Genomic DNA, 14379 nt, shown 5'->3' with positions numbered 1-14379 from the left:
CCCTGGGCTAGCCTGCTGTGGCACGAAATAATTGTGCTCAAAATAAATACATTGACTGATGTGGTTTAAAAGCTACAATTAAGGAGTTTCAAGGATGAATATGATTAAGTACTTCAAACTGCAAAACGGCAGGGTGCCTTTTAATGAGTGGTTAAAAGTATTACGGGATCCACGGGCTAAAACGAAAATTGTTCGGCGTATTGACCAGTTAGCGCTTAACAACCCTGGCGACCATAAGCCATGCCGACATGGCGTTTGGGAAATGCGCATAGATGAAGGGCCTGGTTACAGGATTTATTATGCGTATGAAGGTAAGGATACCTATTTGCTCTTGCTCGGTGGCGATAAACGCAAACAACAAGCGGATATCGAGCAGGCTGTGACATGGTGGCAAGAACATCAGGAGTTAAAAAATGCAATTTAATGAGTTCGACCAAACAGTCATCGAAATGCTTCAGGAAGATCACGCATTTGCCGTGGAATATATGAAAGAGGCATTTGCGGGTCTGGATGAAGAAAATGGAGAAGTGCTGTTTCTGCTGGCATTACGTCGCCTCGTTGAAGCTCGAGGCGGGTTTAGCAAAATAGCAGCACAGGCAAAACTGAATCGCGAAACGCTCTACAGAACCCTTTCAGAACGTGGGAACCCAACCATCAGCACAACTAAAAAGATTATCAATGCGGCGGGTATCAGTTTTGCGGAGCTGACGAGTTGAGTGAAAATGCTCGCCATTTATCACCTGGCGAGCATCAGTTTACCTAAAACCCCACCGCCATATCTTGTGGCGACAGAATGTCTTTCACGCCTTCGCGCACCAGCAAATCAGGGCTGATTTCGGCGATAGATTTTGCTCCGGTCAGCGTCATTGCAACCCGCATCTCTTTTTCAATCAGGTTGAGCAGATTGGCAACGCCTGCCTGGCCGTGGGTGGCCAACGCGTACAAATAAGCGCGGCCTAGCAATACGGTGTCAGCGCCGAGCGCAATCATTCGCACCACATCCAGGCCGCTGCGAATACCGCTATCGGCAAGAATGGCGATATCGCCTTTTACCGCATCGGCAATGGCTGGCAGGGCGCGGCAAGACGACAACACACCGTCGAGTTGGCGGCCGCCGTGGTTGGAAACCACAATCCCGTCAGCCCCGAAACGCACGGCATCTTTGGCATCTTGCGGGTCGAGAATCCCTTTGATGATCATCGGGCCATCCCAGAACTCGCGGATCCACTCCAGATCGCTCCACGAAATGGATGGATCGAAGTTATTCGCCAGCCAGCCAATGTAATCTTCAAGACCTGTTGGTTTACCAAGATAGGTGGAGATATTACCGAGATCGTGCGGGCGTCCCTTCAGACCCACATCCCATGCCCATTGCGGATGCGTCACCGCTTGCCAGTAGCGGCGAAGTGCTGCGTGTTGCCCACTCATGCCGGAGTGCGCATCGCGGTAACGCGCGCCAGGTGTCGGCATATCAACGGTAAACACCAGCGTTGAACAACCCGCAGCTTTGGCACGTTCCAGAGCATTACGCATAAAGCCACGGTCTTTGAGCACATAAAGCTGGAACCACATTGGGCGGTCAATCGTCGGTGCGACTTCTTCAATTGGGCAGACGGAAACTGTGGAAAGCGTAAACGGAATACCTTTGGCGGCGGCGGCTTTTGCTGCCTGAACTTCGCCACGGCGTGCGTACATTCCGCACAATCCCACCGGAGCCAGCGCGACGGGCATCGACAGCGTTTCATTAAACAGTTTGGTTTCCAGGCTCAGAGCGGACATATTTTTCAGCACGCGCTGCTTTAACGCCACTTGCGCCAGGTCGTCAACATTACGACGCAGCGTATGTTCGGCATACGCCCCACCGTCAATGTAATGGAACAGGAATGGCGGCAGAATGCGCTTCGCAGCGGCACGATAATCAGTAGCAGCAGAAATAATCATGGATTTTCGTCCCTTATTACGTCGGTATCTTCATCGGGCAGGCGGCTGATTCGCGCCTGCCGGGCTTCGTCTTCATGCAGGGTTTTGATGGTGGTATGGACAAACCCGAGGTGAGTTTTTGCCGCTAAACGCGCGCGTTCCGGGTCACCTGCCAAAATAGCCTGCAACAGTTCGTTATGTTGTTCGGTGAGTCCCGCAAAAATAGCGGGTACGGTGTACATGCGCTGGCGGCTATGCATTACGGAGGATTGCAGCAGGTCGAAAAAACCGCGCATCGTCTGAAGTAACACAATGTTGTGCGAGGCTTCGGCAATTGCCAGATGAAAGCGCACATCGGCCTGGGCCGCCAGGTCCGGGTCATCGCTCTCTTTGAATTTTAGCGTGGCGTCAAAACAGGCAATTAACTTCTCTTTGTCGGCCGGAGTGGCGCGCATCGCGGCGTACCAGGCGGTGCTGGCTTCGATGGCATGCCGCGCTTCCAGAATGTCGTAGCGATAGTTTGGGTCGTTCTCAACTAACGTTTTGAGTGGCTGTACAATACGTTGCTCGGACCAGGCCTGAACTTCGTAACGAACAAACGTGCCGCCACCGCGGCGGCTAATTAATACACCCTCGCTAATCAGTTTTTGAATAGCTTCACGAATCGATGAGCGCGATACGCCCATTTCTGCCGCTAACTGGCGTTCGGCGGGCAACCGCATGCCCGCCTCCAGTTTACGTTCGCTAATTAATGCTTTTACGCGCTCAACCAGATGGTCAGCCAGGCGCGGTTGTGTGCTCATCAAGGGATCATCCAGGTCAGAACATAGGCCTGAAGCGTGGTGATAACGCCGACCATGCAGGTAAATATCAGGCTGTGTTTAACAGTAAAGCGGAACAGGTCAGATTCCCGACCCACCAGCCCTACAGCGGCACAGGCGATGGCGATGGACTGTGGCGAAATCATCTTTCCAGTGACGCCACCGGTAGTGTTAGCCGCTACCAGCAACAGATCGGACACGCCAATTTGTTGTGCGGTCGTCGCCTGCAATGCCGCAAACAGGGCGTTGGACGAGGTATCAGAACCGGTCAGGAATACTCCCAGCCAGCCAAGGAACGGAGAGAAGAAAGTAAATGCGTGGCCGGTATGAGCCAGTGCCAGAGCAAGCGTTGCCGAAAGGCCGGAATAGTTTGAGATAAACGCGAATGCCAACACCATGCCGATGGAGTAAATCGGCAAAGCCAGTTCTTTGAGAGTTTCACCAAAGGTTTCGATAGCGGCTTTCGGCTTCATGCGCAGGTAAACAATCGAGATAAGCGCGGCGACCAGAATCGCGGTGCCGGTTGCCGAGAACCAGTCAAACTTATAGACCGCGGCATAGGCCATGCTCTGTGCTACGACAGGCGGCATCTTCTCAACCATTTTGTCGAGGAACGGTACGGAGATGTTAAATACCCAGTCAGCCATAGCACCGCCAGGTGCGAATAACGCTTTAAACGGCGGGATACTCCAAAGCGTCACGGTAGCCGTCAGGAAGATAAATGGCATCCAGGCGCGTACCACCTGGCCTAATGTGTAGTTTTGGCGCGCCAGTGTCTGGTCGGTAACGGAGGCTCCAATATCGCCAAAGCGGAAAATGCGAACGGGCTTCCAGACGCGCAAGAACGCGGTCAAACACACCAGAGAAACCAGGGAAGAAATAATGTCAGGCAGTTCCGGGCCGAGGAAGTTCGAGCTGAGATATTGCGCGATAGCAAACGAGCCACCAGCCACCATCACCGCAGGCCATGTTTCTTTAATACCGCGCCAGCCGTCCATAATCGCCATGATCCAGAACAGCACGATAATCGTCAGGAACGGTAACTGGCGGCCAACCATTTGGCCGATTTCAAAGCTGTCGAGGCCGGTGACCTGGCCCGCAACGATAATGGGAATGCCCATCGCACCAAACGCGACCGGCGCGGTGTTCACAATCAGGCACAGACCGGCGGCGTACAGCGGGTTAAAGCCGAGGCCAACCAGTAGTGCTGCGGTAATCGCCACTGGTGCACCGAATCCGGCAGCCCCTTCAAGAAATGCGCCGAAGGAGAAGCCAACGATCAGCATTTGCAGGCGTTGGTCAGGCGTGATGGAAAGTATCGACGAGCGGATAATGTCAAACTGCCCGGTTTTCACCGAGATTTTATAGACGAATACTGCGGCGATAATAATCCACGCAATCGGCCACAATCCGTAGAAGAAGCCGTAGATCACTGACGATAATGCGCGGTCAACGGGCATGCGGTAGAAAAATAGCGCAACGAGCAACGCCAGGCCCACAGTGATGGTGGCGGCGGTGTAGCCTTTCATGCGCAATTTAATGAGTGCGAAGAAGAAGAAAATAATCGGAATAGCGGCGATGAGGCTTGATAGCCATATGTTCCCTGCCGGGTCGTAGACTTGTTGCCATGCTTGCATGCAGGACTCTCCAGAACGTGATGTGCTTATTATTTTTCGCGTTATTGGTAGGACCAATTTGGCGATGTAGGGCGCGTTATGGATAAAGGTTAATCTTTTGTTAACTAATGGCAATGAGTGTGTAACTGATTTTGTCATTATGGGTAAATCAGTCACGTTTTTGGTAGGATTGGTAGGACCAATATTGTGGGGTAGGGGAGGGAGCAAAGCGGATTATCGCTCTCACACGTGGCTCCCGACCACATGACCCTGACACGGAGGCAAAATGGAGGTTTACCGCTTGCGGCGATTTATTTGCCGGGAGTCCGGGTTCTTAGGGTGGCGACGGTGGCCACCCTAAGACGTTCACCGGTTCAGTCGCGACATAAACACGCTGTCGCCTGGTGAACGGAACCTTCTGCGGCTTGGCAGGAAGCGCCCTGTGTATAAGAGACGGCCATCAGGGTGAGGGTGGTTTACGAAACCTGCAATTTCAACGAATGCCTCCACCAGCGGGCAATATCAGTGGCGACAAACAGCAGCAAACTCACCCCCATAACCGGCAAGGCAAAGCTGAATAGCAGGGCAATCAACAACACGGCGCTACGCCAGATGATTGGCAAAGCCAGCCATGACGCGCTCAGTGTTTGTGCGGGATTACTTGCAGATATTACCGGGCGTCTGAGCCACCACATGCGGTAACCCAGAACGATCATGCCGCACAGGCCAAAACCAAACGCCGCCAGCAAGAGTTGGTTCGGCAACCCGAAAAGCACTCCCATATGAGCATCAATCCCCCAGCGCGTGAGTTTGGCGACCATTGGGAAATCAGCGAAATACGTCCGGTCGATGACCTTGAAGCCATTTGGGTCGATCGCCGCGCTATCGACATGAGTCGGCCATGCACGGTCAATTTCAGTCACCGTCCAGGCTTTATCTGCCGAACGCGGCGCGCGGATCTCGACCTTGTTGGATTCAATTCCCGCCGCACGTGCGGCGCGAAGCACCTCGTCCCAGTTGCTATCCTCGGTTTCAGGCATCACCATCCCTTTCATCATGGCGTGATGTTCTGCATGCGAATCGATGTGCGGGTGACCCGTTTGCGGGGTCAGCGCGGTATTCACTTGCGGTGTCATCCACCCCAGCGAGCTGCGCATTTTGTCGATATTCCCGCCTGCCCACTGTGACCATGTTAGCCCCGTAGCAGAGAAAAAGAGTAGCCCGAGCAGTAACGTGGCACCCAGCGTAATATGCCAGTGGCGTGCGCTTCTTTGCGGGGTTTTCCGCACTTTCAGCTTTCTTTTTGGCCGTGAAGTCAGCCACAAAACAACGCCACCTAATGCCGCAATCCACAGCCACGAAGCCGCCAGCTCGCTGTAAATTCGCCCTATATCCCCGAGCAATAAACTGCGATGAAGCTGGTCAATCCAGGTGCGTAGCGGGAGCACGCCGCTGGTGCCATAAACCGTCAAATCCCCCTGAATGGCCAGGGTTACCGGTGAGACAAAAATAGCTCTTGACTCCGATTCCCCTAATGCAGAATCAACAAACTGCACGCGCGTAGTATCGCCAGTTTCAGGAGCCGGGCGCACTGCGTAAATCGTGGCATCTTCGCCGATAAACTTGCGTGCTGCGGCAATTTGCTGCGAAAGCGGCTGGTTTTCACCTGTGTCTTGAGTGCGCAATGCCTGGTGATAAAGCGCGTTCTCAATTTGTGGTGTCAGCACATAGAGTGTGCCCGTCAGGGCTGCGACGAAAATAAACGGGCCGACGAACAGGCCAATATAGAAATGCAGGCGACGCAACAGCGTCAGCAGCGCGCCACGACAGGCGAGCTGCGATTGATTTGCAGGCATGATAATCCTTTGTCGAATTGTGACGTTAAATGATGTTTGTATTAACGAAACAGTGCGACAGGAGGGGCGCGGGGCAGGGCTTCGGCATCGTCATGCTGAGCCAGAAGCGGGGCGATAACCGGCGAGGGAGGCGTACGCGAAATTCGCCATGCCAGCCAGATAAAAGGAATAAACAGCCAGACGATGAGCGGGATATGCAGCAGCAACTGGCAGTATCCACAGGCAATATCGTCCATCAATGAAGCGCCCGCACCCGGCATCAGATGTGATGAGGCGGGCATTTTCATCGCCCCCATGTCCATCATCATGCCAGCCGTGTGACTCATCATTTTATGCTCGCCGCCTTGCACTGCACGCTGTTGCTCCAGTGATTTTGAAATCACCGGGGCGATAAAAAGCATCAGCATCGCCAGTAATGCGAGCGCTGATAGCCATTTATGGCGTGAAAGAGTGAAAAGTGACGGCAAGCGGGCAATCTACCAAAGCTGATTATTGTTGCGCGATTGTACATGGAATGGATGAATTGTTAAAAATATAGATGATGGGGAAAATAAAGATTAAGACGCCCTCTCAGTAGCCAGAGAGGGCGCGAATATCAGGCTTTCAGCGACGCCATATCAATCACAAAACGGTACTTCACATCGCTTTTCAGCATTCGCTCATAGGCTTCGTTAATATCCGCAATGTTGACCATTTCGATATCCGACACGATTCCGTGTTCGCCGCAGAAATCCAGCATCTCCTGGGTTTCTTTGATGCCGCCAATGCAGGAACCGGCAACGGAACGACGCCCCAGAATCAGCGGCAAGGTGCTCACGGGTGGCTCAATACTGCCCAACAACCCGACATACACCAGGGTTCCGTCCAGCGTCAGCGTTGGCATATAGGGGTTGATGTCGTGGGCGTAAGACACCGTGTCGATAATCAAATCGAACTGGTTGTGGACTGACGCCATCTGCGCGTCATCGGTAGAAAGTACAATGTGGTGCGCCCCTAAGCGGCGAGCATCCGCCTCTTTGCTGGCCGAACGGGTGAACAGGGTGACTTCCGCACCCATCGCGTTAGCCAGTTTCAACGCCATGTGACCCAGGCCGCCCAGCCCAACCACCGCGACCTTACTCCCTTTACCCACATTCCAGTGGCGCAGCGGCGACCAGGTAGTGATACCGGCACACAGCAACGGTGCCGCGCCTTTCAGGTCCATCCCTTGCGGCATTTTCAGCACAAAATCTTCAGAGGCGACAATGGCTTGTGAATAGCCGCCATACGTGGGCTGGTGGTCATGGCGGTCTACACCATTGTAAGTCTGTATGTTACCTTCTTCGCAATACTGCTCCAGCCCTTCCTGACAGGGATGGCAGGTGCGACAAGAATCCACCATGCAGCCGATTCCGGCGTAATCGCCCGGCTTGAATTTCGTCACGTTGCTGCCCACCGAAGCCACGCGACCGACGACTTCATGGCCTGGCACTAACGGATACTGGCTGAAACCCCAGTCGTTGCGCGCCTGGTGGAGGTCTGAGTGGCACACGCCGCAATACATCACTTCAATGACTACATCATCAGGACGCGGTGAGCGTCGGATAAATTCGAATGGAGCAAGGGGAACCTCTGCGGACTGCGCCGCATAACCGAGCACTTTCATCGTCATGGTATTTCTCCGGGTGAAATGTCGCGACCCGCCATGCGGCGGGCGGTGAGGGAGTTGACGAAATTCGCCGTTTTACTTTTTGTACTGATCGTCGCTAACGTGTTCCATCCACTCAACGGGGCTGCCATTGAGCGACTCAGCAATCGCGATGTGGGTCATGGCGTTATCAGGCGTTGCGCCGTGCCAGTGTTTGATGCCTTCCGGGATCCAGACAACATCACCCTGGTTTATTTCACGAATTCCAGCACCCCATTCCTGTAGCCAGCCATGACCGTGCGTGATGATCAGGGTTTGGCCCAGTGGATGGGTGTGCCAGGCAGTACGAGCGCCGGGTTCAAAAGTGACGGTTGCTCCGCCGGTACGCGCGGGCGGTGTGGTCTGGAAAGGGGCATCAATACGGACTCTTCCTGTGAAGTAACTTTCCGGACCAGATTGTGATGGCTGAGATCCCGCTGGGGTGATTTTCAATTTTTCTTCCATTTTCTCCTCCACTTCGGCATGTGCTGCCGAGGTTAAATGGACAACATGACTCTGAAGTATAGGAAACTCGTTCAGGCTTGCCGTGTTATCCGAAAATGAAACTCTAACACTGCGGGAATTTGTAGATTAGCCTGCTAAATAAGAATGGCACTATGAGCTGGATTCATGAATGGAGAGTGAGGCCGTTCCTCCCCCAAAGGTGGAGGAGGGTAGGGAAGAGGAAACGATCAGTGATGCGGAATGAAAGGATTAATAGTCAAATTACGCAGGTAGTACTCATTAAAGTTTGAGAAACCACTTTTCTTAATCGCGATTTGCTTGTGATGGCTCACCGTTTTAATCGAGATCCCTAACTTGTTTGCGATATTTTTAGGTTGAATACCTTCCAGCAACATCGATACCACTTCAACTTCACGGTGTGAATGCGTATTACGATAGTAAAAATCAGAATTCAGGAGTGTCTCTTTTTCATTACATTTCAGCAGGATCTTACACAGTTCATCCAAATTAACTGTCGGTGGGATGATGATGCCCGCCGGAGATTTATTATTAGACTTCAAAATATAAAATACCTGCTTTTCAGCGATAAAATAGTTAACCGTATTAGCATCATCCTCCTGCTCTTTTAACGCTTCAAAAAAGCAGTGGAGATTATTGTTCGCAATGTGATTAACGCTGAACGTAACGTCTTGTTGGTCAAGGGTTGACAATAGATGCTTCACACCAGGTAGTAAAAAACAATTATCACTCAGAATATAAATGTTTTTCATTACGCAATTTGCTGAGTTGTTCATGCTGTAAATCCTTTTAACAAATACTTGGCACTATCACGGTAAGTTATTACTTTCCGTTCTAAATGGTAGGGGCGTTATTGAGAACGACTTTAGCATGTCTATTCATGAAGTAAATTGCCGGAAATAGTAAGCATTAATTAAGTAATAATTAATGGGCGCTGAATTTATTTATATCTCAATAACTTTGCGCATAATAATAATGCTGCAAAGTATTAAATCAGAAAAAAATTAATCAGTTGCCCAAATTTCACAATGCTTGCGTATCAACTCAGTTAACAGTCCACCTTCGCTAATAAATTGGCGGATACGACGGGTGTCACTGTCATTTATGCGTACATAACCTTCTATCGCTTCTAAAGCAGAGGTCGCCTGAAGTTGTGCTGCATAGGGGGCGAGAGTATCAAGCAGAGGCAAAATATCTTCTGCCAGCGTGCGTTGCTCACCGCAGCGCACATCAGTCAGTTTCCCTTCAAAGCCAAAGCGGCTGGCCTGAAAACGGTTGAAACGGTACAGCAGATAATCTTCGGAACGCGGAACGAAAGGACGTTCGCTCAGCAGCCAATGCGCCAGCGCCTGAATAAAACCGGCAATGTTGACCGCACGAGTCATAGTCAAAGGTGTATCCATCACGCGTACTTCTATGGTGCCAAAATTTGGGCTGGGGCGAATATCCCAGTGCAGGTCTTTCATCGACTGAACGATGCCGCTGGACTCGAGTCGTTGGTACATCCATTTAAACTCTTGCCAGTCGCTAACAAACGGGGCCGGGCCGTTGTCCGGAAACGCCGAGAAAATATTCAGCCGTGATGAAGCATAAGTCGTATCCCCGCCCTGAATATAGGGTGACGAGGCGGAAAGGGCGATAACATGAGGAACAAAGCGCGATAAACCATGCAATAAATAGATAGCGTCTTCTTCATTTTCGCAGCCGACATGCACGTGTTGGCCAAAAACTGTGGCCTGTTTCATTAAATAACCGAATAGCTCCAGCGTCTGGTTATAGCGTTCGCTTTGACATACTTCCTGGCGCTGCCATTTTTGAAACGGATGTGTGCCGCCGCCGCAAATAGTCAGATGATGTTGGCTGGCAGAGTGCAGGACGTGTTGGCGCAAACCAGATAACTGGGAAAATGCCTCGCCGATATCAGCGCAGACTCCGGTGGCAATTTCCAGCATGCTTTCGGTGATGTCATGTTTGACTTCGCCTTCGGTCACCACGCCTTTTAGCGAGTCAATCAGCAGCGAAGAATCCTGGCTGAGGTCGTTGGTTGGCGGATTGATTATTTGCAATTCCAGCTCAATACCAAGGGTGTATGGCTCAGAATGGACAAAATCACTTAGCGGCATACGGTCATCTCGTTTTTGGCACCCGCACTGAGTGCATTCGTGCGTTTAGTATAGTCAGCCGTTTGGTCTTCACCCTCTAAATTTATGTGGGTATATGTCGCTATTATTTTAGCTTAAGAATTATCTTTCATATCAATGCAATGAAAATATTGTAAAGAATATTCAGTGCGTTAAAACTGCAATAATGGTTGCAGATGAATTTATGACCCCGCATTATATGTGTCGTTTATGAAGGAGTTATTATGAAAGATTTGGTTTCATTTTTAAGTACTTTTGGTATTGCCCTTGATCCGACCACTTCGATATTAGTGGTTCTGGGAATTATCTTTATATTTTCATTAGCGGTGCATTTTATTCTCCATAGAATTGTTCTGCGGACGTTTGAACGACGTGCAAACTCCAGCCAGCATTTATGGCTGCAACTTATCACCGAAAACAAATTATTTCATCGGCTTGCACTCACCTTGCAAGGGATTATTGTCAATATTCAGGCGGTATTGTGGTTGCAGAAAGGCAGTGATGTTAGCCAGATACTGATTATCTGTGCGCAACTGTGGATTATGCTCTACTCGTTGCTGTCATTATTCTCCTTGCTGGATGTGATTTATAATTTCTCACAGAAATTTACTATTACCTCAGATATTCCGCTGAAGGGAATATTCCAGGGGGTGAAACTGATCGCCTCGATTATCATTGGTATCATGATTGTCTCGCGTATTATTGGGCAGTCACCCGCCATCTTAATCAGCGGCCTGGGTGCCATGGCGGCGGTACTGATGTTGGTGTTTAAAGACCCGATTCTGGGCCTGGTTGCCGGTATTCAGCTTTCAGCCAACCGCATGTTAAAGCTCGGCGACTGGCTGGAAATGCCCAAGTATGGTGCCGATGGCGCGGTAACTGATATCGGCCTGACCACCGTGAAAGTCCGTAACTGGGATAATACAATTACCACTATTCCCACCTATGCTTTGGTTTCTGATGCTTTTAAAAACTGGAGCGGTATGTCGCAATCAGGTGGCCGTCGTATTAAGCGTAGTATTAATATCGATACCACCAGTATTCATTTTCTTTCTACCGATGAAATAGAACATTTAATGAAGGCGAGACTATTAAAGCCTTATATCGATTCGCGGAGTAAGGAAATTGCAGACTATAACCGTACGCATAATAGTGATGGGGTTTCAGTACTGAATGCGCGCAGCATGACTAACGTCGGGACATTCCGGGTTTATCTGACCGAATATCTGCAAAACCACCCGCGCATTCGCAAAGACATGACATTAATGGTGCGCCAGTTAGCGCCGGGTGCAGAAGGTCTGCCAATAGAGATTTATGCTTTTACTAACACTGTCGCATGGCTGGAATATGAATCCATTCAGGCTGATATTTTTGAGCATATATTTGCTGTGGTTGATCAGTTCGGTTTGCGGATACATCAGGCACCGACCGGTAACGATATTCGTTCGATTGTCACGGTGATGAAAAGCTAATCTATTTCGTAGGGTGGATAAGCGATAGCGTCATCCACCAAAAAAATGCCAGATGGCGCTACGCTTCCCGGTCAATCGAAAACCAACGTCGCCAGATAAAGCGAATCACGAAATACTCAACCGCACCTAACGCCAGAAACCACAGGCAAAAGATGATGGTGTAGAGTTGGTTCATATCCAGCAAATGGAACATCTTGATAAGTTTTTGTGCCAACTCGATAGTCAGCGCTGGAGCAGGTAGCAGCAGGCAAGACAAAAAGGCCAGCAGTAAGATGCCGCCAGCACTCATCAGGGCTTCAAGAGGGTGTTTCATGTCATGGTTACGCCGGGGGGTTAAAAACACAGGCAAAAACACATTGTCCGGGAAAATTACCGCTGTTTCAAATCGCCCTTTGTTCATTCCCGATACAACAAGTCGCGATAAATCTCCGTCAGCAACCCACCTGGCGCAAACTGTTTTTTAATCCACCGTGTCACCTGGCCGGTTGCCGCGTGCTGAGTGGCGAGCAGCATTCGCGAATCCTGGCGCGGGTTGCTTATCTGCTTGGTGACTAACAGGCCACTTTCCTGTGCTTCACGCACCATATAATCAGGCAAAAAACCCACACCTTCACCCAGAATTTGGCACTGGCATTTGGTATTAAAGTCCGGCACCAGAATCGCTTCCTGGCCGTGCAGGAGCCAGCCCACTTTTTTATTCAGCGTCAGCGCGGTGTCTTCCACCATGATATTCGGATACAGGCGCAACTGGCTTTCAGCAATCGGCTCCGGCATAAACGCCAGCGGGTGAGTCGGGGCGATGGCGAACTCCCAGCGGATCGCGCCAATTTCGGTGTAGTCGATACCGCCGCCATCCAACAGCGTATCTGGTGCGCCAATCGCGATATTAGCCTGGTTATTAATAATCGCGTCCCAGACGCCGTTGTACACCTCGGTGGTAATAGTAATCAGGCAGGTCGGGAACTGTTTTTTGAGGATTTGCAGCAGCTTTGCGGTGTGGCGTGGGGTGTAGAGTAACTGATTAATACAGATACGAACCTTGACCTCAATCCCTTGAGAAATGGTATCGACGCCGCGCTTGATGGCATGAAAGTCATTCAGCAACTCGGTGGCTTTGCGATAGAAATAGTACCCGGATTCGGTTAATTCGATGCTGCGCGTGTTACGCACAAACAGCACCACGTCCAGGTAAGTCTCGATTCTTTTAATGGTGTAACTGATGGCCGACGTGGTGACATCTAACTCTACGGCCGCCTTGCTAAAGCTTGAAAGCCGCGCTGCGGTGGTGAAGGCAAGCAGGTTCTCTTCGGTAAAAATGGAATTCATGTGCCGCTCCGCTGTGTCCTTTTGGTGGATGACGCTGTGCTTATCCACCCTACAACAACCCATTTCGTAGATCGGATAAGCGAAGCGTCATCCAACACCCACCCAACTCTATTGTTGAATGTATTTGTAATCCTTATGATCCGCACCCCAGTCTTGAACCATATTTAACACTGCCGTTACAACTGATTTGAAGAGTATCACACTTCTTCAATCCCATTTTTCCCGCGTTCGGCAAGGCCTCGTGGCACACTCGCCAGTGGGGACTAAAGCCATCAGAAACAGGTTTTATCATAGGTAAAAGATTGCGCTAACCCACATTTTTCTCACATTGTTGAGTTTAATTCAATAATGTTGTCATTAACGATGAATGATTTTTAAACGGATGTTAAAGCGACTTGAGTGTTGCTATTCTCAGTTCATCAGCAATAGCAAAGTATCGGAGTATGGATATGTCTCAGAAAGAACTGATTGCCGAATTTCTAAATGCCGCCGAACATGGCCAGCTGGAAAATATAAAACAATGTCTTAATGATGGGGTGGATATTAATGCCACAAACCGTCAGGGGCGCACCGCAATTACACTCGCCAGCTTGCATAAGAAATATGATTGCGTTGAGTATTTAATCTCAGCGGGTGCGGATGTTAATAAGCAAGACCAAACCTGTTTTAACCCCTTCCTGTTAAGTTGCCTGAATAATGACTTAACGTTGCTGCGTTTAATTTTACCGGCTAATCCAGACCTGAACTGTTTATCTCGCTTTGGTGGTGTGGGTATTACCCCGGCCAGTGAAAAAGGTCATGTTGAAATTGTCCGTGAATTAGTGACGCGCACTGAAATTAATGTCAACCACACTAACTTTGTTGGCTGGACACCGTTGCTCGAAGCCATTGTGCTGAATGACGGCGGTGCTAAACAGCAAGAGATCGTCAAGCTACTTCTTGAGCATGGCGCTAACCCGCACATGACCGATAAATACGGCAAATCCCCACTGACGCTGGCGCGTGAAAAAGGTTACCACGAGATTGCCGAACTGCTGGTGAAAGCCGGAGCATAAAACACAGGAGATGCACTATCGCA

At 50.3% G+C, this 14379-nt stretch carries 15 protein-coding genes; 4 read left to right on the top strand and 11 right to left on the bottom strand.

Annotated elements, in window-relative coordinates:
- The first annotated feature begins 94 nt into the window (after window positions 1-94).
- Both MNO13_RS18375 and MNO13_RS18370 read left to right on the top strand, forming a co-directional pair.
- Window positions 95-424 (top strand): type II toxin-antitoxin system RelE/ParE family toxin, encoded by a 330-nt coding sequence (locus MNO13_RS18375; RefSeq protein WP_064548888.1) that lies wholly within the window; start codon window positions 95-97, stop codon window positions 422-424.
- Window positions 414-716, top strand: a complete 303-nt coding sequence (locus MNO13_RS18370; protein WP_064548886.1) for a helix-turn-helix domain-containing transcriptional regulator — start codon at window positions 414-416, stop codon at window positions 714-716. Before MNO13_RS18375 ends, MNO13_RS18370 begins: the two co-directional genes overlap by 11 nt.
- Window positions 717-759: 43 nt before the next feature.
- Here the strand turns inward: MNO13_RS18370 and lldD are convergent, their stop codons facing one another.
- The 9 genes from lldD to MNO13_RS18325 form a co-directional block, all read right to left on the bottom strand.
- The gene (gene lldD, locus MNO13_RS18365; protein WP_241939111.1) at window positions 760-1941 is read right to left on the bottom strand and encodes an FMN-dependent L-lactate dehydrogenase LldD; all 1182 of its coding nucleotides are present in this window, start codon (window positions 1939-1941) and stop codon (window positions 760-762) included.
- A complete protein-coding gene (gene lldR, locus MNO13_RS18360; protein WP_133522382.1) occupies window positions 1938-2723 on the bottom strand; it encodes a transcriptional regulator LldR in 786 nt (261 codons plus the stop codon). The genes lldD and lldR overlap by 4 nt, the downstream gene beginning before the upstream one ends.
- Window positions 2723-4378: an L-lactate permease gene (lldP, locus tag MNO13_RS18355; RefSeq protein ID WP_064548880.1), complete on the bottom strand. Its 1656-nt coding sequence runs from the start codon at window positions 4376-4378 to the stop codon at window positions 2723-2725. Before lldP ends, lldR begins: the two co-directional genes overlap by 1 nt.
- A 455-nt stretch (window positions 4379-4833) precedes the next feature.
- Complete coding sequence (locus MNO13_RS18350; RefSeq protein WP_241939110.1) at window positions 4834-6213, bottom strand: PepSY-associated TM helix domain-containing protein; 1380 nt, start codon at window positions 6211-6213, stop codon at window positions 4834-4836.
- A gap of 41 nt (window positions 6214-6254) precedes the next feature.
- The gene (locus MNO13_RS18345) at window positions 6255-6614 is read right to left on the bottom strand and encodes a DUF2946 domain-containing protein (RefSeq protein ID WP_232886103.1); all 360 of its coding nucleotides are present in this window, start codon (window positions 6612-6614) and stop codon (window positions 6255-6257) included.
- Window positions 6615-6808: 194 nt separating this feature from the next.
- Complete coding sequence (locus MNO13_RS18340; protein WP_277881110.1) at window positions 6809-7864, bottom strand: NAD(P)-dependent alcohol dehydrogenase; 1056 nt, start codon at window positions 7862-7864, stop codon at window positions 6809-6811.
- 72 nt (window positions 7865-7936) lie between these two features.
- Window positions 7937-8344 (bottom strand): (R)-mandelonitrile lyase, encoded by a 408-nt coding sequence (locus MNO13_RS18335; protein ID WP_064548872.1) that lies wholly within the window; start codon window positions 8342-8344, stop codon window positions 7937-7939.
- Between the two features lie 227 nt (window positions 8345-8571).
- Window positions 8572-9138, bottom strand: a complete 567-nt coding sequence (locus MNO13_RS18330) for a response regulator transcription factor (RefSeq protein WP_064548870.1) — start codon at window positions 9136-9138, stop codon at window positions 8572-8574.
- Window positions 9139-9366: 228 nt separating this feature from the next.
- Window positions 9367-10485, bottom strand: a complete 1119-nt coding sequence (locus MNO13_RS18325; RefSeq protein WP_241939109.1) for a YbdK family carboxylate-amine ligase — start codon at window positions 10483-10485, stop codon at window positions 9367-9369.
- 242 nt (window positions 10486-10727) lie between these two features.
- On the opposite strand from MNO13_RS18325, the gene MNO13_RS18320 reads away from it, so the two are divergent.
- The gene (locus tag MNO13_RS18320) at window positions 10728-11975 is read left to right on the top strand and encodes a mechanosensitive ion channel family protein (RefSeq protein WP_241939108.1); all 1248 of its coding nucleotides are present in this window, start codon (window positions 10728-10730) and stop codon (window positions 11973-11975) included.
- A 58-nt stretch (window positions 11976-12033) separates the two neighbouring features.
- Here the strand turns inward: MNO13_RS18320 and MNO13_RS18315 are convergent, their stop codons facing one another.
- On the bottom strand, window positions 12034-12288 hold the full coding sequence (locus tag MNO13_RS18315) for a DUF1158 domain-containing protein (RefSeq protein WP_064549024.1): 255 nt from the start codon (window positions 12286-12288) through the stop codon (window positions 12034-12036).
- A gap of 83 nt (window positions 12289-12371) precedes the next feature.
- Window positions 12372-13301, bottom strand: coding sequence for a LysR substrate-binding domain-containing protein (locus tag MNO13_RS18310; protein WP_064548865.1), 930 nt, complete (start codon window positions 13299-13301; stop codon window positions 12372-12374).
- 449 nt (window positions 13302-13750) lie between these two features.
- On the opposite strand from MNO13_RS18310, the gene MNO13_RS18305 reads away from it, so the two are divergent.
- Window positions 13751-14356, top strand: a complete 606-nt coding sequence (locus MNO13_RS18305) for an ankyrin repeat domain-containing protein (RefSeq protein ID WP_121814147.1) — start codon at window positions 13751-13753, stop codon at window positions 14354-14356.
- Window positions 14357-14379: the final 23 nt, after the last annotated feature.

This window comes from Buttiauxella ferragutiae (genome assembly GCF_022637515.1).
In the GTDB taxonomy this organism is placed as follows: domain Bacteria; phylum Pseudomonadota; class Gammaproteobacteria; order Enterobacterales; family Enterobacteriaceae; genus Buttiauxella; species Buttiauxella ferragutiae.
Note: the sequence above shows the minus strand (reverse complement) of the source record. Positions and strands in the feature narration are given on the sequence as shown.

What these genes read in the sequence shown, in the direction of transcription:
- MNO13_RS18370 (WP_064548886.1), top strand. Translation starts at nt 414, where the DNA reads ATGCAATTTAATGAGTTCGACCAAACAGTCATCGAAATGCTTCAGGAA.
- MNO13_RS18335 (WP_064548872.1), bottom strand. Translation starts at nt 8,344, where the DNA reads ATGGAAGAAAAATTGAAAATCACCCCAGCGGGATCTCAGCCATCACAA.
- MNO13_RS18315 (WP_064549024.1), bottom strand. Translation starts at nt 12,288, where the DNA reads ATGAAACACCCTCTTGAAGCCCTGATGAGTGCTGGCGGCATCTTACTG.
- lldP (WP_064548880.1), bottom strand. Translation starts at nt 4,378, where the DNA reads ATGCAAGCATGGCAACAAGTCTACGACCCGGCAGGGAACATATGGCTA.
- MNO13_RS18375 (WP_064548888.1), top strand. Translation starts at nt 95, where the DNA reads ATGAATATGATTAAGTACTTCAAACTGCAAAACGGCAGGGTGCCTTTT.
- MNO13_RS18310 (WP_064548865.1), bottom strand. Translation starts at nt 13,301, where the DNA reads ATGAATTCCATTTTTACCGAAGAGAACCTGCTTGCCTTCACCACCGCA.
- MNO13_RS18345 (WP_232886103.1), bottom strand. Translation starts at nt 6,614, where the DNA reads ATGCTTTTTATCGCCCCGGTGATTTCAAAATCACTGGAGCAACAGCGT.
- MNO13_RS18305 (WP_121814147.1), top strand. Translation starts at nt 13,751, where the DNA reads ATGTCTCAGAAAGAACTGATTGCCGAATTTCTAAATGCCGCCGAACAT.
- lldR (WP_133522382.1), bottom strand. Translation starts at nt 2,723, where the DNA reads ATGAGCACACAACCGCGCCTGGCTGACCATCTGGTTGAGCGCGTAAAA.
- MNO13_RS18325 (WP_241939109.1), bottom strand. Translation starts at nt 10,485, where the DNA reads ATGCCGCTAAGTGATTTTGTCCATTCTGAGCCATACACCCTTGGTATT.
- MNO13_RS18330 (WP_064548870.1), bottom strand. Translation starts at nt 9,138, where the DNA reads ATGAACAACTCAGCAAATTGCGTAATGAAAAACATTTATATTCTGAGT.
- MNO13_RS18320 (WP_241939108.1), top strand. Translation starts at nt 10,728, where the DNA reads ATGAAAGATTTGGTTTCATTTTTAAGTACTTTTGGTATTGCCCTTGAT.
- MNO13_RS18340 (WP_277881110.1), bottom strand. Translation starts at nt 7,864, where the DNA reads ATGACGATGAAAGTGCTCGGTTATGCGGCGCAGTCCGCAGAGGTTCCC.
- lldD (WP_241939111.1), bottom strand. Translation starts at nt 1,941, where the DNA reads ATGATTATTTCTGCTGCTACTGATTATCGTGCCGCTGCGAAGCGCATT.
- MNO13_RS18350 (WP_241939110.1), bottom strand. Translation starts at nt 6,213, where the DNA reads ATGCCTGCAAATCAATCGCAGCTCGCCTGTCGTGGCGCGCTGCTGACG.